Annotated in this window: 14 protein-coding genes, 2 tRNA genes and 1 pseudogene; 9 read left to right on the top strand and 8 right to left on the bottom strand. The window is 33.7% G+C overall.

Annotated elements, in window-relative coordinates; all coding sequences use genetic code 11:
- Positions 1-979: 979 nt before the first annotated feature.
- Together lpdA and ACP6PK_RS13570 are read right to left on the bottom strand one after the other, a co-directional pair.
- Positions 980-2,410: a dihydrolipoyl dehydrogenase gene (gene lpdA / locus ACP6PK_RS13575; RefSeq protein WP_426560056.1), complete on the bottom strand. Its 1,431-nt coding sequence runs from the start codon at positions 2,408-2,410 to the stop codon at positions 980-982.
- 210 nt (positions 2,411-2,620) lie between these two features.
- Positions 2,621-3,700 (bottom strand): RNA-guided endonuclease TnpB family protein, encoded by a 1,080-nt coding sequence (locus tag ACP6PK_RS13570; protein ID WP_426560055.1) that lies wholly within the window; start codon positions 3,698-3,700, stop codon positions 2,621-2,623.
- 2,258 nt (positions 3,701-5,958) lie between these two features.
- Between ACP6PK_RS13570 and ACP6PK_RS13565 the strand changes: the two genes are divergently transcribed.
- The gene (locus ACP6PK_RS13565) at positions 5,959-6,228 is read left to right on the top strand and encodes a hypothetical protein (protein WP_094671538.1); all 270 of its coding nucleotides are present in this window, start codon (positions 5,959-5,961) and stop codon (positions 6,226-6,228) included.
- Between the two features lie 24 nt (positions 6,229-6,252).
- On the opposite strand, the gene ACP6PK_RS13560 is transcribed toward ACP6PK_RS13565, so the two are convergent.
- Complete coding sequence (locus ACP6PK_RS13560) at positions 6,253-7,029, bottom strand: TrmH family RNA methyltransferase (protein ID WP_426560054.1); 777 nt, start codon at positions 7,027-7,029, stop codon at positions 6,253-6,255.
- A gap of 1,030 nt (positions 7,030-8,059) precedes the next feature.
- Positions 8,060-8,143: transfer RNA gene (locus ACP6PK_RS13555), tRNA-Leu, on the bottom strand.
- Positions 8,144-9,115: 972 nt separating this feature from the next.
- Here ACP6PK_RS13555 and ACP6PK_RS13550 point away from each other — a divergent pair.
- Positions 9,116-10,195: pseudogene (locus ACP6PK_RS13550) on the top strand (IS630 family transposase).
- Positions 10,196-10,697: 502 nt separating this feature from the next.
- On the opposite strand, the gene ald reads toward ACP6PK_RS13550, so the two are convergent.
- Entirely contained in the window at positions 10,698-11,783 is a 1,086-nt protein-coding gene (ald, locus tag ACP6PK_RS13545) for an alanine dehydrogenase (RefSeq protein WP_426560053.1), read from the bottom strand.
- 983 nt (positions 11,784-12,766) lie between these two features.
- On the opposite strand from ald, the gene murA reads away from it, so the two are divergent.
- From murA to ACP6PK_RS13520, 5 genes are all read left to right on the top strand, one after another.
- On the top strand, positions 12,767-14,146 hold the full coding sequence (murA, locus tag ACP6PK_RS13540; RefSeq protein WP_426560052.1) for a UDP-N-acetylglucosamine 1-carboxyvinyltransferase: 1,380 nt from the start codon (positions 12,767-12,769) through the stop codon (positions 14,144-14,146).
- Positions 14,147-14,509: 363 nt separating this feature from the next.
- Positions 14,510-14,971: a transposase gene (locus tag ACP6PK_RS13535; protein ID WP_426560067.1), complete on the top strand. Its 462-nt coding sequence runs from the start codon at positions 14,510-14,512 to the stop codon at positions 14,969-14,971.
- Between the two features lie 736 nt (positions 14,972-15,707).
- A complete protein-coding gene (locus ACP6PK_RS13530; RefSeq protein WP_094677360.1) occupies positions 15,708-16,580 on the top strand; it encodes a M48 family metallopeptidase in 873 nt (290 codons plus the stop codon).
- Positions 16,559-16,640 (top strand) — tRNA-Leu (locus ACP6PK_RS13525). Before ACP6PK_RS13530 ends, ACP6PK_RS13525 begins: the two co-directional genes overlap by 22 nt.
- A gap of 40 nt (positions 16,641-16,680) precedes the next feature.
- Entirely contained in the window at positions 16,681-16,851 is a 171-nt protein-coding gene (locus tag ACP6PK_RS13520; RefSeq protein ID WP_426560051.1) for a hypothetical protein, read from the top strand.
- Here the strand turns inward: ACP6PK_RS13520 and ACP6PK_RS13515 are convergent.
- The 3 genes from ACP6PK_RS13515 to ACP6PK_RS13505 form a co-directional block, all read right to left on the bottom strand.
- On the bottom strand, positions 16,837-17,298 hold the full coding sequence (locus ACP6PK_RS13515) for a heavy metal-responsive transcriptional regulator (RefSeq protein WP_426560050.1): 462 nt from the start codon (positions 17,296-17,298) through the stop codon (positions 16,837-16,839). The genes ACP6PK_RS13520 and ACP6PK_RS13515 overlap by 15 nt on opposite strands.
- A 21-nt stretch (positions 17,299-17,319) precedes the next feature.
- On the bottom strand, positions 17,320-17,610 hold the full coding sequence (locus ACP6PK_RS13510; protein ID WP_094677364.1) for a hypothetical protein: 291 nt from the start codon (positions 17,608-17,610) through the stop codon (positions 17,320-17,322).
- Positions 17,611-18,765: 1,155 nt separating this feature from the next.
- Entirely contained in the window at positions 18,766-18,936 is a 171-nt protein-coding gene (locus ACP6PK_RS13505) for a chlorophyll a/b-binding protein (RefSeq protein WP_293097099.1), read from the bottom strand.
- 146 nt (positions 18,937-19,082) lie between these two features.
- Here ACP6PK_RS13505 and ACP6PK_RS13500 point away from each other — a divergent pair, with 146 nt between their 5' ends.
- Together ACP6PK_RS13500 and ACP6PK_RS13495 are read left to right on the top strand one after the other, a co-directional pair.
- Positions 19,083-19,643, top strand: coding sequence for a DUF3611 family protein (locus tag ACP6PK_RS13500; RefSeq protein WP_426560049.1), 561 nt, complete (start codon positions 19,083-19,085; stop codon positions 19,641-19,643).
- 2,021 nt (positions 19,644-21,664) lie between these two features.
- Positions 21,665-22,443, top strand: a 779-nt coding sequence (locus ACP6PK_RS13495; protein WP_426560048.1) for a hypothetical protein, incomplete at its 3' end; no start/stop codon positions are given.

The raw sequence follows: 22,443 nt of genomic DNA, 5'->3' as shown, positions 1-22,443 counted from the left end.
ATTTAAGTCTGAGTACAGAAACTTCCAAATTAATACATATTTAGACTTGCCTGAAAAAGTATTTTTTTCAAAGTATAACTCAAAAATTATAATCTCTGATTATTTACTCATTTTTCCTCAGGTCAAACTATCCCTTACATAAGATTTTGAGCATTTAAGTCTGAGTACAGAAACTTCAGATAAATTACCTAGGTTTCAATAATTTTTACTTGATAACTTTCAGCTTTTTCAATAACTGGCAATTTGAAATTATTCAACCCACCAATTTTCTCAAAATTAATACATATTTAGACTTGCCTGAAAAAGTATTTTTTTCAAAGTATAACTCAAAAATTATAATCTCTGATTATTTACTCATTTTTCCTCAGGTCAAACTATCCCTTACATAAGATTTTGAGCATTTAAGTCTGAGTACAGAAACTTCAGATAAATTACCTAGGTTTCAATAATTTTTACTTGATAACTTTCAGCTTTTTCAATAACTGGCAATTTGAAATTATTCAACCCACCAATTTTCTCAAAATTAATACATATTTAGAGTTTGCTGATTTTTTTTTGTTAAGACTAGGAGTGATAATTCATAATTCCCAAAAAAATTATTAATCTTGATTATTTACCGAATTATTAATTTACCGAATTATTAATAATTAATAATTAATTATGGTTTAAAGCCTCCCCTTTTAAAGTCAGAAAAAGAAATAATATTTCCTGATATTCAATTCCGTAACGGTTTTAACCAGAGGTAATTATCAATTATCCATTATCAATTATTAATTAATGAATTATCTTTCTTGATATCAGACTATCAATTATCAATTTCTTAAAATCATTGTATTGAAACAACTACGGAAATCTTATTAATTGATAATGAATAATGGATAATGAAAACTATCTCTAATTATCAATTATCGATTGGTAACGAGAGGTTTGAAATTTCTAGGTCTTAATTATCAATTATCCATTATCAATTATCCATTATCTAGTGAACAGTTGCTCGTTTAAATGCTTCATCCAAAACTTCTGACAAAGTAGGATGAGTATGTACATTAAAAGATAACTCATTAACAGACTGCTTTTTAGCTATAGCATTTGCTGCTTCTTGAATTAAGTCAGAAGCATGAAGACCAATAATATGTACTCCTAATAATTCTCCCGTATCTTTACGATAAATTACTTTAGCCACACCATCTGTTTCACCTTCAGCGATCGCTTTGGAATTACCCTTAAAATAAGTTCTGACACTTGCAACTTCAAACCCCTGTTCTTGGCCTAAATCTTTAGCTGCTAGTTCTGTCATACCCACATAGCTAATTTCTGGATGAGTAAAAGCCGCCGCTGGGATACTAAGATAATCTACTTCCCGATAACGACCACATATATTTTCTACCACTGTTATTCCTTGGGCAGATGCTGTATGGGCTAACATCATTTTTCCTGTCGCATCACCAATTGACCATAAATTAGGTACTGGTTCACCACTTGACAAAACTGCCATTTTGCTATTTACTGGAATAAACCCCCTACGGTCAGTTTCTACTCCTACAGAATCCAGTCCCAAATCTTTTGTATAGGGAATGCGACCTGTGGCAACTAGACAAGCATCTACTTCCAGAACCTCTTCTATTTCTTTGGTCTTAGCATCAGCAAGTTCAATAATTACCGGAGACCCTGGAACCACCTTCATAGCCAACTTGCCAACTTTAGTCTCAATATCTCTTGACTGAATTAAAACTCTTTGTGCAATCTTAGCTATATCTGGATCGAAAGTAGGCATTAACCTATCTAAAGCCTCAATCATTGTAATTTCACACCCAAGAGCAGTGTAAATATCAGAAAATTCTAGTCCGATATAACCACTACCAATAATTGCCACCCAAGGTGGTAACCAATCTAGTTTAAGAGCATCATCACTCGTAAAGACCGTCTTACCATCTATTTCTATACCAGGAGGAACAAAAGGTACTGACCCAGGAGCAAGTATAATATCTTTGGCAGTAAAGTTTTCTTCTCCCTTTTCCGTCTTAACCGTAACTTTTTGGTTACCTGCTACTTGACCCCACCCTGTAATTATATCTACACCTAAACGTTTGAGGCTATTGGTCATGTCACCTCTTATTTTGGTAACAATGTTACTTGCATGAGCAGAAATTACTTGTCTATCATAAGCAACATTATCTAATTGAATGCCCAGAGTTTTTAAATGGTGAGTATTCTGTAAATCTCTAACTTTACCAGATGCTGCTAGGAGAGCCTTAGATGGTATACAACCTCGGTTAACACAAGTCCCACCCATTTCTGCTGCTTCTACAATAGCTGTTTTAAGACCACAGCTCGTAGCGTGTAATGCTGCTCCATGTCCACCGACACCAGCACCGATAATTATTAAGTCGTAATCAAATTCTTGAGTCATCTCTGTTTTTTAAAACTTTTGGGTATGTTTGCAAAAACTATATATAGAGCAAGGGTTCTTCCGGATTTGACACTCCACGGGTTAAAACCGCGTGGATTCGCTCATGTTGTTTAAGCAGGGGATGAATCCACCTGCTTAAACTTCTCATCAGTTGAGGGACTGTCATTGACCCCTACCTCTGAATCATCTATACCCATTACAGATACAGCTTTATGAAGATTCATTGGACATGAAAAACCAAGCCATTGACCAATGTGCGCGAGAAGCATTCCAATCAGCATTGCAAGTGTAACCATCAACACCTGTAAAAGTATGTTTAACTCTCTTACCTATTACACCGTTACGGTGGTCTGATTTGCTAGTGTATGGTGCTGGTACAGACTCTACTGGTACACCTGCAAATATAGCTTTGTACCTACTAAATAACTCTAACTGATAAAATGCCCAGTGGTCTCGGTTTTTGCTAGCATCTGACTTATTTTTTCTACGTTGAAGTGAAGTTTGTCTAATACCTGACAAATCCTCAAACCGTAAACTCATGTTGTAGTCTTTGGCAAATTGTACTAATTGCTTTGAAATGACATGATTTATATGAGTCATAATTCTATGCTCATGTCTTTCTATTTCTTTAACTTTCTTGAGCTTTTTCGACTCTTGAAGTAAGGAGCGTAATTTTTGAAATTTACGTCTTAAGCTTTTTACTTGTTTACCGCTCCAAAACTTGCCAAAACTTAATGGTAATGCTGCCACTGCTATATTATTTTGTCCTCTATCAACTCCTATCCAACCATTAACTAATCCAGGCTCCGGAACATCCATAGATACCGAAATTAGTGGGTACCAAATACCTTTTCTAGATTTTGATATTTTGAGAGAACCATTAAAAGCCTCTTTATTAATAATCTTATCTAAAGTTTCTTGATGTGAAGCTGAATGAACTGTTAGAGGTATCCGTTTTCTCTGACCTCGATATAAACTTAGAGAAATAGTAAATAAATCACCTTGATGACTAACACTATATCCTTGGTTATTTATTTCTATGGGTAAGCGTTTAAACTTTTTCACCTTGGTTTGAGCACAAGTATTCCTAATAGTTTGATTAATCCACATTGAACCAATTTCAACAGGATGAAAATCCTTGCTTGTATACTTGCGACGAACTGATTTATCAACACTTAGCAATGTATTAGCTACTTCAGTATTGAGCAAAGTTAGGCGCTCAAACTCTGCTGCTTTACAAGTATTAAGGCGATAAAAAGGTAGTTTTGGTGTCAAAGTTAATTTGCTCATAGTTAGGATTAATGATAACACAACCCTACACAACTGTTTAGGGTACTACGGGATCAATCCCGTGGCTCATGTTTCACCCAGGGGTTAAAACCGCCTGGCTCTCATCTTCAACTCAAACTTTTGTAGGTAAACATGATTATTAGGAATTTTTTTTACTCCTTTGGCATATTTCCCTGGAAATTAACTTGGCCTAATAAGAAATTACAAGAAATTTTCCAGACTAAATACTAGGAGACAGCTCTGTTTACTAGATAAGCAGAAAACAGCCTCAAATTCAAATATAGACAGGCAAATATTTTTACGTCAAAAAGGGATAAATACTTAATAAGCACTGATTTTAGTTATTTTTAGGGCATTGACCTAAATTCCCTTATCTAGATTTACTTTTCCTAGCTTGTGCTACACAAACAGACATTTTTATCCTATAACAATGTATGTCTAAGTACCACTAATAGAGCACAATTATTAAAACTGGTAAATAAGACAAGGTTCATCCTAACAATACTAACAAAGGACACCAGAACAAAACTAAAACAAATCTATCCTTGGACACCAGAACAGAACTAAAACAAATCGATCCTTTTGTTAATGATTAATAATAAGTAGTAGCTTTTGAATAGTCGCTAAAATTGAGTAATTCTGTTAACTGGCTAACCCACACTAACTAAGGTAACTTACTACGCTTTTGAGATTATGACCATTATAGAGTTTGTACTTCTCTAAGCAGTCAGAGAAAGAATATTGGCTGATTTACCAACTAATAGCGTTGCACGGAAGTCAAAAGTCAAAAGTCAAAAGTTAAAAGTTAAAAAGTAAGATTTTATAAACTCAAAACCTTAACTATACATTAATTTGAGGAAATTATTTGACATTTCAAGTCTGAGACTATTTGTGACACCTTTAAAGTGAATTGGTTAGGAATTACCAATAGACCATATATGTAGAGTTTAAAAACTATAACGTTATAGTTTTTTACTCTATATGTAGTATCTATACATAAGTCCTGTTTGTCTAAGAAAAACCTGCCTCAGCTACGTTGACTATTCAGAATTGTTTAAGCCAACTTTATCCTGTAATCAGGGAGACTCAAACGAGGAACCAATAGAACGGCAGTCATTTGACCACCGTTTTATTAGCATTTACTCCTTTTTATCCCTGTCTAGTTGCTAGATGTATAATATTACTTTCATATACTTGTTTTAACTAATCGCAATGATTATGCTTATGATATAATATAGCCGAACATAAGTTAAATCTAAACTAAATAATTCATAAAAATCCTGGCAAATTTGTTGTTACTGTTTGACATTCAGTAGCAAAATAATACTGCTCTGATAATTATCTATATCATTTATCTAAAATTAATTTAACGTTTAGCGGAGATAGGGAATGGGCGAAAATTGAACTTAAAACCGAAAATATAGCTGAGTATAAATATACAAATATTTTTGTCTACTTACTTAAATATTGTACTACACAAAGATGGTAGTGTATTGTAATTTTTCCAGCAAGAATATAAGCAGTTTTTCAATCGTCATTCACTATTACTATACAAGACTAGCTTGAATTAATTGATAATTGATAATTAATTGATAATTACCTCTGGTTAAAACTGAGAGGATTGAATATAGGGAAATATCCTAGCACTTTTTTCCCTTTAAAAGGGGAGGCTTCAAACCAGAATTATTTAATAATTAATAATTAATAATTAATAATTCGGTAAAAATAATTGAGCAAGTTGGATAAATCTTTATAGCTACCTACTAGAAACATAAATAATTATTACTGAATTAGGTAAATCAGAGTAAAGTTACAGCTAAAATTGAGAAGAGCAAATAGGAGTGTCTATATCTTAATCTTAATCTTAAAAACAAAATCAAATATAGGTTAAAAAAAATAATTTATGCCAAGTAAAAATATACCACAATATTCACTCTTTATTCACTCAGGGAATTTAACTAATATGTAAGCATTCAGGGGTCAGTTAGCCTCCTACAGAGGAGCTGCGCTTTTCATGTCGCGAAGCGAAACAGCCATCAGCTATGAGTTATGAAAGGGAGAATCAAAAGTTATACGAATGAGATTAGTCATCAGCTAACTTTATAACTTTAGTAGTTATTACTTTCAAAAGCTGAATGCTTACACTAATATCAAGGGTGAAGATAAAGATATAAAAGAAAAGATATAAAAGATATTCAATTTGTACTAATCTCTCGACAAGAATTTATGTAGTCAGTTTAACTCTTAACTTAAATACAATGAGGGAAGAAATTGATATGGATAAAAGAGATATTCGTAGTAGGGCAGCAAAAACATTTATGGATAACTTTGAGAAACAACTTAATCTGGCTCTCCAAGAAAATCAAACTGAGGAGAATAATTCAGAACCTGCAAATATACACAAAAAATCCAAAGAAAATGAGCCTGATGAACAATTTAATTTATCAGACTTAGAAGAAGCGATCGCTGATATAGATGAATATATTCAGACAAATAAGAAACACCCACCATCATCTACCTCTGAATAAAAAAATAAATAGATACTACTTTGATTAAGATTGACGTTGACGCTGAACCTCATACAAAATTATAGCTGTACTTATGGCAACATTTAAAGATTCTACCCCATTACTCAAAGGAATCTTGACAGAATAATCAGCCAAATCAATTAAATCTCTTGAAATACCAGAACCTTCATTTCCCATAACTATTAGTGTAGGTTTTCGTAAGTCTATTTGCCAATAGTTAATAGTTGAGTTGGGAACTGTCGCTAAAACTTGCAGACCTTGACTTTGTAATTGTAATACTTCAGTCTTTAGGTTTTCAGATATTGCCTTATGTAAATTAAACCATTCCCCGGCTGATGACCGAACTACTTTCGGATGATACAAGTCTACACTATCTCTACTCACAAATAAGCCATCTATATTTGTTGCTGTAGCTGTCCTAATTATAGTTCCCAAATTACCAGGGTCTTGTATTTTATCTAGAGCAATTCCCAAGGTCTTAATCTTCAGAAAATTTGTCTCGCTCTGTGGTGCTATAGCCACTACTCCATCAGGATTAACTGTAGTAGCTAGGGATTGAATAACCCTGGCACTTACCAATTCTATCCTTTGTGCTTTTTGAGATACTAATTCACACAAAGATTTATGTTTTTCTTGCCATTTAGGTGTATAACAGACAGTTATAAGAGGATAATCTCTCCTACAAGCTTCTTCTAAGAGATGAGTTCCTTCAACTAGAAATAATTGCTGTTCCCGCCTCCCTTTTGATTGGTGAAGTTGGCGGATTTCCTTTATCAAAGGATTTTGCAAACTCGTCAGCACTGTTAATATTTAATCTCCTATTTAGGGTCTACTGAAAAACTATTAGGCATCAGGATAGGAAACAGGCAAAGGGCAACAGGAAAATTTTTTATCATTCTGTTAACTCCATTTCGTTACTTCTGTATCTTCTAAAAATTTATTTAGGGCTTGCTGATTAACTCTCAAAGGATTTACAGATAAAGGCTTTAGCTTTTTTAGAGGGAAAAAAATGCCAGCTTTTCGGTTGCTCAAGTTCAAAATATGAGGATTTTGAGTAGACAAAGGCGGAAAAATCAAGGGAGAAAATATCCGACTACCTCCTCTATAATTCCCATTTCTCCTGTACGTCGGCAATCCGACGGCTCCCCTACGACTCCTGACTCCTACCCTCACTCAGAAGAATTTTTCAGTAAACCCTAATTTAGTGCGTGATATTATAAGAAATCTGAACTTGCAGCGAGCAAGGTTTAATCATACTAAGTTATCTTGGTAGCTAATGATTTGAATTTTATTTAGCTAGCTCTATTTAGCATTTCTATTTAACAACTAAAACACGATTTAGATACTTCTTATGTAATTAAAATTATGGAGATATTCTACTAAATTTGGTGATCAAATTCGGCGTTGCTGAAGCAAGGGATGAATCTTGGCAAAAAAGGTAAATCCTATCTTTTACTTCCTCTTTAATCTAAAACTATAATTTATACCATAATCTATGCAACACTCCCCACACTCTCCACAGTCATTCATCTCACAAATATACAATGTCTAAAACCCTACTTAAAATTAAGGTAAGACAGAGGGTAAAAGGAAGAATAATTTCAGGGTAAATTGGAAAAAAGAAAGTTTGAGAATATGATTTGGTATTATCCAATTTTCCCTCATATTTTGTTATATTTTCCTTTTTCCTAGCCATTCAGTTTTTACAACTCATTTGAGTTTGAAGTACCTCAACTCAACTTTATTTAGGTATTTCTTTTTGTCTTTTTAGGTTTATCTGTTTAGGTGCATACTTAAATACCAAATACCAATCTATAGTTTAAAGATAGAATGCGGAACCCGGGACTTGAACCCGGAAGTCCTTGCGAACACTAGAACCTGAATCTAGCGCGTCTACCAATTCCGCCAGTTCCGCTAAGTGACAATTTTTTATTATTGCTTATCTATTCAAATTTGTCAATTACTCCGAATTAACTTCATTTTCCTATGTTTTTTGATAAGTAAAAATGATTGAAATATAGATTATATTTGTAATTTTAAATATTTGCAATTGTTATATAACTTAATAAAAAGCAGCTTATTGAGAATATTATCATTTATTTTTACCTATTTACGTTATTTGACAGATTTGGTACAACAGTGTACATTAGTGTATAATCTTGCAGCTAATTCTAACTTTATCTAAATTAAACATCTATAAATCCCTTGATACCGTAAAATTCAACTACATAATAGCTATTTCAAAAGTCATAAATAGTTTTTTTAGTTAATCAAGCTTAACAATTGTCTAAACAGTATTTGACAAAATAAAGCTTTGATGATACCTAAAACTAAAGGCTTGATTCAGTTTTTCTGTAGTGGTTTGTAAGAGAACAAATTTTACTTAGATAGAGCGCAATTAAACTAGCTAGTGGAACTTTAAGATATTTGAACAAGAAAATGGCTGAAAACTATACAGAATATTGACAGAATATTGGAAGTACATCAACTAGCTAGAAACAGATCAAAATCCAGAGAGTATTTTGGAAATATTGACTGTTAATTTGAGAACCCAAGTATTTCCAAGTATTTAATTTGAGATTTAGTATACCTGAGAATATCAGCTAATGTTCTTTTATGTAAATCATAGAAGATTCCTTTTCCCAAAAAATTCGATACTTTTTCTCGTTCTAATAAATAGAAACCTTTCTGTCATAGGGATTTATTAGGATAGCAAACGTCAAAAATGACTTCCATTTTTTCTTTCCAACTACATTATTTATTTCTATTCCTAACGAATGTTTATTTAAACAAAATTGTTTTTTATAAAAATAAATTAGATTGAAGTTTTCACCATATTTACTCCCTTCCAGAACAATATAGCAATCCTAAATAGGTTGTAACAGATATAATAGTAATAATAACATCTCCAATAAAAAGATAAAATAATGAATATTATAGATGAACTAGATGATTTTATCAGTCAGACATGCATAGGCAAAAGAAATAACAAGAGCCTTGGCGGTAAAAATGATTTTGTTGGGAAAATCATACCATGAAGTCAAAGAATTATTAAAGGTTTCTCATAGTTTTATTAGCCAATGGAAAAACCAAGCACTTTTTCATGGCGTAGAAAGTTTAAAGCTTCAATATCAAGGAAAACAAGGTTACTTAAAGCCACAAGAAAAAGAGAAAACAATTGACTGGTTGAGAGAACAAGATTATCTGAGATGATCAGACAATTCTAACTATTTACAGAAGGAATATAAAGTGGTTTTTGAGTCCAATCAAAGTTATTATAGCTTACTCAAGGAAGCAGAAATAACTTGGAAAAAAACTCAAAAAAATAATCTAGCTAAAAATGATAAATTAGTGAAAGTAAAAAAAAAAGAAATAGAAGAATTGTTGGCTAAATGGCAACCAGAAATAGAAGCTGGAAACATTGCAGTGTTTATGATTGACGAATATCATTTGCTATGGGGCGACATCTTAAGTTATGCTTGGGGAAGAACAGACACAAGAAGAGAAATTCCCATAAAAAATCAAAAGGAAAGACAGACTTATTATGGAGCATTAGATGATCAAATCAAAGAATTTATTGTTCAAGAATATAGATGTGGAAATACGGAAAATACTATTGAAGAATGTTAAATATTTGCAATAAAAAAGACCAGGAAAAAGATTGGCAATATTTTGGGATGGAGTAACTTATCATAGTTCTTAATAATTTCGAGAATATTTGATAGCAATTAATCAAGAAAAACCCGAAGAAAAATGGTTGATAAATTGTACAAAATTTGCCCCGAATGCCCCGGAACAAAATCCAGTAGAAGATATTTGGTTACAAACCAAAAATTTCATCAGACAATTTTATCATCTTTGTAGTTCTTTTAAAATAGTTAAGTGGATATTTAAGTTTTTTGCAGATGGTCAAATATTTGACTTTCCTAAACTTTTTCAGTATGGAATTTTGCCACAACCTATTTAGGACTGCTATATTGTTATACCTCAAGTGTTCTTAGTACAGATATGCCTATGCTAGTTCCTGCAGCTTTAGGAATATGATTAACGAAGTCAAAAGTCAGAAGTTGTTTTTATAACGGGGATTTTCGACAACCCTCCAAAAACATTTCGCCATTTAGGCGGAGTTTTAGACCCAGTTATTTTGACCAATATAAATCAAGCATTCTCAGAAATAATCATTTTGCTAGTCTTCGGAAACTATAAATTTATATAAAATACTAAAATATTTGCTATATATTCTTGACATCAGGAGGCAGGGAAATTACGAATGATATATATTAACTTTATGCCTGTAATCTTTAAAAACATTGCTAAACCTTACTAATTACTTAATAATTCAAGTTTTGAACTAATTGTAATATTAGTTTTATTACATGGTATTATCATGGTGTATGCAGTCAATTACTAAGTACAAATTTATTCTTAATAAAAAATCATCAGTATCTAGTCTTCAAACATAGTTTTGATTACTTTAGATCGGGAAATACTTCTTGGACAGCAGGATGAACCAAAACATGGTCTTTAACATTCAATCCCTTAGCCAATGCTGGGTTCATTTCTAAAGCTTTACTACCATAGTTAGCTAATTGTAATACATAAGGCAAAGTGCTATTATTTAGTGCTTGAGTAGCTGTCCAGGGAACTGCCCCAGGCATATTAGGCACTCCATAATGTACGACACCTAATTCCACATAAGTAGGATTTGTATGAGAAGTAGGATGTAGAGTTTCCACACAACCACCTTGATCCACAGCTACATCAATAATCACAGAGCCAGAACGCATCTGTCCTACTAAACTTTTAGGAACTAATACTGGAGAACGACGACCAGGAACCAAAACTGCTCCTACAAGTAAATCACAATTTCTTACTGCTGCTTCTATAGCAGAAGAACTACTATATAGTAACTCTACCCTTGAACCAAATAGAGTCTCCAAATAAGCCAACCTTTCCAAACTAATATCCAAAATTTGTACTCTTGCGCCCAACCCAACAGCAATCTTAGCTGCCTCCGTACCAACTACCCCTCCTCCTAAAATTACAACCTTGCCAGGAGTAACACCAGGAACTCCACCCAATAGAACACCTCTACCACCTTGTTGCCTTTCTAAAAATCTTGCCCCAAACTGTACAGACAAACGTCCAGCTATTATACTCATAGGAGTTAACAAAGGTAATCTTTTGTCCGATAGTTCTACCGTTTCATAGGCGATCGCCATCACACCACTTTCAATCAACCTTTCGGTTAACTTCCGATCCGCAGCTAAATGTAAATAAGTAAATAATAGTTGTCCTGATTTGAGAAATTCATACTCTGATGATAAAGGTTCCTTAACCTTAACTATCATTTCACAATTCCAAACTTCTCTAGTATCTGATATAATATTTCCCCCTGCTTGAAGATAATCATCATCACTAAAGCCTGCACCTAATCCGGCTTCTGTTTCTATGAAAACCTGGTGACCAGTTTCAATACAGACCCTGACACTTGCAGGAGTTAGTCCTACACGGAACTCTTGATCCTTAATTTCTTTTGGGATACCTATTTTCATCTATCATCTCCATTTATGTACTAGGGAATTATATTTTTCACCACTTTACTCTAACTTAAAATCAATTAGCTATATGGCTTATAGAACCCCTAAAGGGATATATTTAAAAACAGAGGAGGGAGATGGGGAGATGGGGAGATGGGGAGATGGGGAGATGGGATGTATTAGATATCTCCCACTCATCCAATCATCAAATCAATTATTACCCATTTTTTATCAATTACTTTTCCCTCCAACCTATTTTCTGGAGATACGCTTAGGGGTTCTATAGATAGCAGTCTCTAAGGAAATAGCCAAAAATAAATTATCTAATTTAAAGAACTATACCTGGTAAAGTTTCGCTGCCTAATTTCCCTACGACCTACGGACGTTGCAGACAACATCTCTACAACCTATCCCACTATTGTAAAAATGCTTATTTACTTAGGGCTTGCTGAAAAAGTCTTTTTGCGCTTGGCAGGGAGTAGGGAGTAGGAGTAGGTAGGGACGTTGCATAAGGGCGTCCTTACAGAGTCAAGAGGAATCAGGAGTTATAGAAAACTTACTCGGAAAAATTATCTCTTAACTTGGGTGCCCCTACCTTGATACTAACTTTTTTAGCCTGATCAGGCTAAAATCTGGTACTTTTTCACCACTTAAAAAGCCTACAACCTTTATCTGTAAATGCTTTGATATTTAATCAGCAAACCCTACTTAAGTAAAATTTTCCTGAAAAGCTGGATTTTTCGTTTTTATCTTTAACAATATTTAGGCTTTTCAGCAGAAATATTATTAGTGGGATAGGTTCTACCTAGTTTTTATATTTAATTGAGAGTAATTGTATATTTTTTTTTAAGTCTCTAACTGCAACACCTACAATTTTTCCGGAGCTGTCTAAATTTTCTTGGCAACTTAGATTAAGAAAAATAATTTGTCAACCCCTAGACATTTGTTGACTTTCCAGTACAATCAAAAGCAAAAATTAAAATCAATAACTTAGGACATTGAGGGAGGATAGAGCCATCAATCAACAATTACATTCAATAGGAGAAACCGAGAAGCAAAATTTATCCCCTGTAAATCAGTCAATACTGAAAATTTGGGGTCCTTCTCGTTTACAAGGAAATATTAATATTAGTGGTGCTAAAAATTCAGCACTTCCTGCAATGGCAGCAACACTACTTTCTTCAGGGGTTTGTCGTTTACGTCAAATCCCACGTCTAGCAGATATTAACACAATGGGAAAAGTTTTATCTGCGCTGGGAGCAAAAATAAAACAAAATGGTAATACTTTAGATATAGATGCGAGTAATCTAGATAATCCTGAAGCTCCTTATGAATTAGTGAGAAAGTTGCGTGCCAGCTTTTTTGCTATAGGTCCTATTTTGGCTAGACTGGGAGTTGCTCGTGTCCCACTACCAGGTGGATGTGCTATTGGTGCTAGACCTGTTGACCTTCATGTTAGAGGTTTACAAGCTCTAGGAGCAGAAGTTCATATTGAACATGGTATGGTTAACGCTTATATCAGTGGTAGTAAAAAAAAGTTACAAGGGGCTAAAATTTATCTTGACTATCCTAGTGTTGGGGCGACTGAAACTTTAATGATGGCTGCTACCTTGGCTGAAGGAGAAACAATCATTGAAAATGCAGCTCAAGAACCTGAAGTAGAAGACTTGGCTAATCTATGTATAGCTATGGGTGCTAATATTTTTGGTGCAGGTACAAAGACTATAGTAATATCTGGAGTACCAAAGCTACATTCAGTAGATTATACTATTATTCCTGATAGAATAGAAGCTGGTACATTTTTAATAGCTGGGGCAATTACTAATTCAGAGATAACTATTTCACCAGTAGTGCCTAAACATTTGAGTGCGGTTATTTCTAAACTTCAGTCAGTAGGAGTAGAAATTATACAGGAAAAATTTGATAGTTTACGCATTTTACCTGGTGAAATATTGAAATCTACTGATATTGATACTCAACCATACCCTGGTTTTCCTACAGATATGCAAGCCCCATTTATGGCTTTGCTAAGTGTCTGTTCTGGCAGTAGTTCTGTTACAGAGACAGTATTTGAGAATCGTATGCGTCATGTTTCGGAACTAAATAGAATGGGTGCTAATATTAGGGTCAAAGGAAATCATGCGATTGTCCAAGGAGTACCTAAGTTATCTGCTGCTCCAGTAATTGGGACTGACCTGAGAGCGTCTGCCGCCTTGATTTTAGCAGCCTTGGCAGCAGAGGGGGAAACAACATTTCAGGGTCTACAACACCTTAATCGAGGCTACGAGGAAATAGAAATTAAATTGCAAAAATTAGGAGCAAAATTGCAGAGGGTAGACCAAGTTAAAGAAAATGAAATTTCCCCTGCTTCTGTCTAAAAAAATAGGGCTATTTCATTCTAGATATGGGCAATGAATTTACTGCCTTTTAGCCATCAGAAGTTCAAATTTAGTAAGGTTGAAATTACCCATTTTTGTGAACACACAAAAATATACTTTTGAGAATGAAATAACCCTAATTTATACCATTTTTATGTGAAGCTGCACAGAGTTATAAAATTTATCAAATTCTCTGTATTTATCTACGGTCAACTCTGATTAAAGTTTTATTCTATGCAACTTCATATTAATTTTGTATTAGAAGATAAGTAGGTAGAAAAAATTATTTGTGTATTTACTAATCGGCTATATTGCGTTTAACTCTTACCTATTGACTATTGCCTACCACCGCCAAAATATTAAATTAATTCTGTCCAGATACTTACTCCTTGCTTTGAAAAATTTTTAGAAATTTTTTTTCAAACTTATCCTAATGAAATACACATTATTTACCTAGATAAAGGGTGTGTATATCTAGGGAATAACTTATCTATTCCTAATAATCTTATTTTACTATTTCAACCTCCCTATTGCCCAGAAGTTAATCCCATTGAAAAAATTTGGCAAGAGATCAAAAAATTATTGAAAAATCCTGTCTTTGATTCGTTGGATTTATTACAAAAAATCTTGAGAAATATATTAGCTGGATTTAGTCAAAAATACATCGCTTCTATTACAGAATATGATTTTATTCTTGAGGAATTATCTGTAGCCGTACTTGAGGAAGTTTGTATTATTTATATAGAAGCCATTTGGTATCTTGACAAAGGTAAAGCTAATAGCTCGTTAATTATTAATTATTCGGTAAGTTCTGAAGAAAAATGACATTTGTTCACCTCAAACCATAAAGATAGAAGCCATAAATTTAGTTTTGGATACTTGAATGAATTTAACTTCAAAATCAACTGAATTTTAACCACTTTGTTGATTAAAAGCAGACCATGAAAAAGTTAGAATCAATTTTCTCACAAATATAACCCTCAGTGGGAATCTCTGTGAATAGAAAATTGCACCTGGATAATTAATTTATCAAAGTAAAAATGAAAGAAATTTTTGAAATGTAATTGTTGGGTTGTCTATATTTGACCAAAAAATCAGGTCAATACCCTCACCTTTTAAGGGGATGAAAAAAAATTAACTTCAATATCTCCAGGCTCTCTCTTCAGCCAGACTTACTAATAACTGATAACTGAAATGACTGGACTTGTATTAACTAGAGCTTGCTGATTTAAAGATCAAAGCATTGACAGATAAAGGTAAGTGCCTTTTTGGGTCGAAAAAAGTGCAAGAAGTTCGGTCTCTAGAGCTGCAAAAAGTTAGTATTTAGAGCAGACAAGGGCAGAAAAATCAAGGCACAATTCTTCCTCCTACCACCTCTATAATTCCCATTTCTCCTGACTCCTATACGGGCGATTCACGTTTCGCCCCTACTGATTCCTAACTCCTGACTCCTACCCTGACCATACATACTTTTTTAGCAAACCCTAACTATCTAAGATGCAAAATATTTTTATATTTGATTGTGCTAATATATAATTGATATGCTTAGACTGAAGCAAATATGGCTTTGACAACAACACAACTAATTGGTTTAAAAGCCAATCATTTTCGGCATCCCTTAGATTTAGAGGCAACAAATGCTTTAAAGCAACTTCCTGGTATAGACTTGTTAGTTAGACAGTTGCTAGGTCCATTAGGTGAGCAATTTTTCTATATGGAAAATATTGCATCTAGTGTTCTAGTGAGTGAAGCACAATTGCCAAATTTACATAAAACACTATTAGATGCTTGTCAAGCACTCGACCTAGAACCACCCCAATTATACGTTCGTCAACATCCTGTGCCTAATGCTTATACATTTGCTATGCGAGGGAAGCAACCTTTTATTGTTGTTCATACATCTTTGATAGAGTTGCTCAACTTAGAGGAAATCCAAGCAGTATTAGGTCACGAACTAGGACATCTCAAATGTGAGCATGGAGTATATCTCACCTTAGGTAATTTAATTGTACTTGCTGCTGGACAAATTTCGACATGGGGTGGTATAATAGCTCAAAGCTTACAAAGCCAAATACTAGAATGGTTAAGGTGTGCCGAATTTAGTTGTGATCGTGCAGCACTTCTGGCCACACAAGATCCTAAAGTAGTTGCATCAGTTTTGATGAAGCTAGCTGGTGGTTCTCCAACCATATCACCAAAACTTAATGTTGATGCTTTTTTAGCCCAGGCAAGAGCTTACAATGAATTTAGTAATACAGAATTGGGTGAAGTTTTAAGAGAACTTCAAACAGCCCAGTTAAGTCATCCATTGCCTGTATTGAGAGCTAAAGAAATTGACAGATGGGCAAGTAGCAAAAAATATCAGGATCTGTTGCAAAGTTTAGCAAGAGATGTGTACAATAAAAAAAGTAAGGGCGGGTGGCGAAATTGGTAGACGCACCACACTCAAAATGTGGCGACTTCGGTCGTGAGAGTTCGAGTCTCTCTCCGCCCATAGTAATTTATTTGAGAATTGTATATTCAAGGATAATAATATGGCGAAACTAAAAAGATGGGAATCTCCCCGTCAACAAGGGAGAAATATTAAAGGCAAAGGGGGAACTGCAAGGTTAAGACAAATCAAAAAGCAGCAAAAAATACTTAGAAAAAAATTAGACAGTCAAGAAAAAGGGAACCATGGTTCCTTTTTTTTATTTGTTTGCTAGGTTGGCGACTGCCTGAATAGTATTCAAATTTTCGCTATTGTTATATCTTTGAGCTTGTATATTAGGACAAACAGTCTCTCTTACCTGATTAGTTGATGGCTCCTCTTGCCAATGCTGAAGAATTTCTTGTAACTCTCCTTTTAAGTTTTCCAATGCTTCTATCTGAGAAGTAATTTCCTGGACTTTACTGGCTAATTTTTGCTTAACCTCTCTACAGGGTAGTTCACCTCGATCTCTAATGACCAAGATTTCCGAAATTTCCCTTAAGCTCAAACCTAAAGATTTTGCTCGTTTAATAAAACTCAGTCTGCCAAGCACCGACTCTTCAAACAAGCGATAACCAGATTGAGAACGTTCTACAGAAGGTTTTAGTAAACCCATATCCTCATAGTAGCGGATAGTCTTAATTGGCAAACCACTAACAGCAGCAACTTGTCCTATTTTCATGGAGGATAAATTATTTCTGAGTTATGGAAAATGCTTTTTATTTCTATTGAGAATTGGTAGTTGTGGACGAGATGAATTGGGAGGCAGATAATATTCTGGAACAGGAGTAGCTTGGTCAAAATGAGAACGCTTTAGGAAGCAGAAACGCAATATGATTGCCACTCCTACTGTTCCCATCCCTAGACCAAATAAAGACCAACTTGAACCAACACCACCAATTACAGCATCAACAGCTCCTACTGTGACTATAAAGCTTACTACTGGATCTTTTCGATAAGCTATTTTCAGGATTCTTGGCCATAAAGCGTTCATCATAAGTTTAATTTAATGTCATCTAGACTTTCAGTATATTTTGTTCTGCTCAAGGGAATTAAGTTAAGAATCTTAGTCTCTTAATCTTAGTTATGTTAACTTAATTAACTATACTTCCATCTGAAACTTGAAATCCGTACATTAGTTTTGATTTTATCTCAACATTGTTTTAATATCCTCACCCTCTGGCCAATGAACTATTGTATGTATGGCACAACCAATCTATATTGGGGTTTCACAAAAGTATGAATTTTTCAACTAAATGGGATTAGTTCTGATCTTCACATTAACAATATTTTATCCATATAATGCAATTATCAAAGATAATGCTCCTAAATAATATTGGCTATGTTTTCACTAGCAGTGGCTCAGAGAATAGGAATTTAATCTATAATATTCTCAATTTATCAAGGTATTAGACATTTTCTCTTATTCCTAAGATTTAGGAATTTTTCAGGGTTTTAAATTTATATAACTATTTGACCGATAATTAAAATCAGCTACTTAATATCAATATATCAATTATAAGGATTCAAACCACTGAAGTTCTTGGAAGTTATATCTAGAATTTTCTAATATTGTCAAACTCATGGTGGTGCATCAGCAAAGTGTGGGATAAGTAAGTATGGCTGGCCAATCTAATCTAAAAGGACTGATATATAAATGTTAAGCGGATTTTGTGAGCGAAAAAAGTGCCAATTTTTCAACCTTTAAGACTAAAAAGTTAGGACGGATGGCAGACTTGCACAATAAATATACAGCTACAATTATTCCTCCTCCTACTTTTGGACCTACTTCCTAATTTCGGACGTCTTCCCACACTTCCCACACTCCCCACACTTGCTTGAGGCACTACCAAACTCATTAAAGGCATCTCAGTTCTCTTTGATCTCTCGCTTAAAACACAAAGGTTTTCAAACTACCCCAAATTTTCATTACAGTAAAGGTGAATTAATTGCTACAGATAATTAATTCTTGATTTTTCTAAATATTGTGCATTATTATGAAATTTTGGCAAGTGATATAGAAGTTGTTGGTAGAGTTTATCAGAATACTGTAGCTGACCAACAACAATCCTTTAAAATATTTGAGGTATACTCTGGGTTCAATCTCTATTATAATATTTATCTCAAATAACTAGATAGATATTAAATCCTAATTGAGACCTAACCAAGAGAGTAAACCTTCTCCAGTAAAGTATTCAATTGCTAAAGTCAACACAAAGCCAATCATCGCGGCTCTACCATTCAGACGTTCTGCATATTGGTTGAATCCGAACTTTGGCTCGTCTAAATTAGGTGTAGTAGTAGGTTGTGGTTGTGTCATCATAAATTGGCCTCAAATTTAATAGTGTTTCTAGATAGAGTTGTTTCTTTACAATTCTTAAATATATTCTAAAAGCAGTTGACCGAACGTCAACTATATTTGTGCAAAAATTTTAGAGAAGTGACAATATACAAGCAAAAGAAATTATGTCAAATTCATCAGACTCCCCTTCTTCCTTACCACCCGCAGTTGAACAGGTGGCAAAGGTCCTCCGATTAGGCGGATGGATTTGCTTTTGGGTACAACTTGTGCTAGGGACAGTTTCAGGCTTTATTTTTCTTTTTGCTGTAAGTATTTTAGGCCAGAAGACGGGATCAGGTACAGGAAGTGGATTATTCTTTGCAGTTTGTGGTCTTGTGGTACTAGGATTCAGCATATTCTTGTCATTTCGTTACACTCGTTTGGCAAGGCAATTGCGATCGCCTACACCTTCTTTAAGGCCAAGTAGGGCAGATACAACTCAACAAGTAAAAAGGACTTTAATTACTAATTTGGTTGGAATGACCCTAAATTTATTAGGAGCAGAAGCAATTGGAGGTATTTTATTGGGGGAATCATTAGTTAGTGGATCTTTTACGTTCAACCCTACACAACTAGAAAAATTTACACTAGATATTTTTATAGTATTGGGTAATACTCACATAATTGTGGCTCATTTTGTCGGAATTGTAGTGGGACTATTTTTGCTTGACCGGGTTTACAAGTAGTTAAGTTGGTAGTAGAAAAAGTTTTGGTAGTCCTAAATAATAATGGTAGAAGGGGACGATCAATGGCTAGCACTGGAAAAGTAAGTTCCAGTGTGTATCACATTAAGAGTAATTAGAATGCAGCACGCTACCTTGCTAATTAGTAGATTAAACTATTAGTGAAAAAAATATTCTAGAAAAGCTGTCGTAGAAGGAAAAAGCTTTAAGCGAGAATTATAGTTAAAACTATTGCGCAACATATTAAGAAAAATTTATATCCTAAATTCAGCGCTTCAAAACGTAGTATAGAAGGTCGGGAGTCAGGAGTCAGAAGGAAATGCGAGTTATCAATTATTGGAATAAGTTAAGTATTTATAGTTAATGTTTTCCTGATGATTTTACTTTGATGAGGCTAATTTTGATTTAGGCTAATTAAAGATAAGATGATTTACAGATTATAAATACTTGTATATTTGATGTTTTTTTGTACTACTTTTAATTCTACACATTGACTTACGAAATGTGAATTATACCAATTTCATGAAATAGCCACTATAGCAATATTTTATCAGGATTCAGGCAGGGGAAACATCGGATTGGCGAGGTATAGGAAGACCGAGTCAGGAAGTAAGAATTGATAATATTTATTTTTCTGAGATTCAGCAATTAATAATGTTCATGTGACGAGGTGCCGTTTGCGCAGCATGACCTAGGAATACAATTAATAATTAATAATTACCCTCGACTAAATAATTAACAATTTTCATGTCGGCGACAGCCGATACAATTAATAATTAATAATTATCTAGAGTGGAAAATTCATAATTTATAATAGATTATCTCATGGTTCTTTATGGCGTATAAATTATTAATTACAATGGTAGGGGAGGCTTCAAGGCGTGAATTGTTGAATGAATAATTGACTATGAACTCTTAATTATTAACTATTACCGAATAATTATTAATTATTAATTATTCGGTAAAACTTTTCCATGATTGACTCAAAAAAAGTTTTATAGCAATTCTCAAAAAGGGTGAGGTACAAAATTTTAGGTTTGAGGGAACACTTAACTGGGAACAAGGAACAAAAAGACAAAAAGACAAAAATACAACTGTACCTCATAAGCTTGGGAAACGCTATATAGGTATAGTCTCATATTTTTTCTCTCCAAGGGATAATTTGATTTTTACTCTCTATGTCGGCAGCAAATTTACTAAAACTTTTGTAATCATTTTACTGTAAATATCTAGGCATGAATTTGGTATTAGATATCTGCACAAAATAAATAACCTTTTTCTAAAGTCATTAAAGTCTTTTTTGGGAATATAACAGTCCTATTTTATTTGTGTATAAAAACCTTAAGGCTATTTAGGGAAAAGGGAACAGGGAAAACTTAACTTTGAACAGGCGGGAGTTTCAGGTTTTTTATCTACTTTTTGATTACCCGCAACTTATGGGCAGATTGCTATATAATCATGACTTATACCAGTTTTAAAAAAGAATATTACGAATAATAAGAGGGATTGTGCATACTTTATAGGGATGTCCTTTTGACTAAAAAGATGATTTATGAACTTAGAAATAGTATCAAAGCTATTCCCATACGACTCCTGACTCCTGTCTCCTGACTCCTAAAAAATTCCCTAGGTATTTGTAGCAAACATTGATCAAATTGGTATTACGCAGAGGTACTATATATAGAGTTCAACAACTATAACGTTATAGTTTTGAACGCTATATACATGGTATTTGCGTAAGTTATAATAATATATGTTCATAAGAAAAATTTTCTCTACAAAAAGAAACTCAAGCAGTCAGAAAATTCTACAAATAACAAAAATTAAAGCACTTTTGAGGATAGTGAAGTAACGTTTCATTTTAATCTGTGTTCCCTGTTCCCTAAAATCCTAAAACTTTGTATCTCACCAACGTGAAAACTGCTGTAAATATTCATAGTTATTAATCCGGAATTACAACTAACTCACAGAATAAATTACTTAGATTACTCCTATTAAGTATAAATAAAACTAAAACTATAATCATGGAATTAAAACCTGCATCTAGCCATAGTTTTTCCGGACATATTCCCATAGAAATAGATAGAGATAGTTGGCGTTTCGGCTGTCGCCGACATGACAGGCGGAGCCTAGTGGCAGCTATATCACTACCTACTAATATCGAAGCCGAAATCCAAACTAGCGAAGTTTACAGTCTTATGTTGAGAAACTTAAAAACTACCCTAGAAGAAGCAGTCGCTGAAACCGAAGCTCAAATTAAAGTATTAGGATCTGAAGCAATTAAACTCACCCTCAAAAACTTAACTAGAACATTAATACCAGACAAAAAAGATTCTTCGACAAACCTAACTTCCTCTCAACCTAACAACATAGATGAGCAGGAAAAAAATACTCTTTCTCAACAGAAATATCAGGAAAAATTAATCCCTAAAAATCCAAATCAGGTTCAAGAAAAAATAAGTACAAACCTAAGCAGTGCTATAGAAACAGAAACTCCAAATGAATCAATAGTCGTATCTATAAATTCCGATAATACAGATGAGCAAGAAAAAAATACTCTTTCTCAACAGAAATATCAGGAAAAATTAATCCCTAAAAATCCAAATCAGGTTCAAGAAAAAATAAGTACAAACCTAAGCAGTGCTATAGAAACAGAAACTCCAAATGAATCAATAGTCGTATCTATAAATTCCGATAATACAGATGAGCAAGAAAAAAATACTCTTTCTCAACAGAAATATCAGGAAAAATTAATCCCTAAAAATCCAAATCAGGTTCAAGAAAAAATAAGTACAAACCTAAG

It is taken from the genome of Dapis hubbardiae BLCC-M172, assembly GCF_050016015.1.
Taxonomy (GTDB): Bacteria; Cyanobacteriota; Cyanobacteriia; order Cyanobacteriales; family Microcoleaceae; genus Trichodesmium.
Note: the sequence above shows the minus strand (reverse complement) of the source record. Positions and strands in the feature narration are given on the sequence as shown.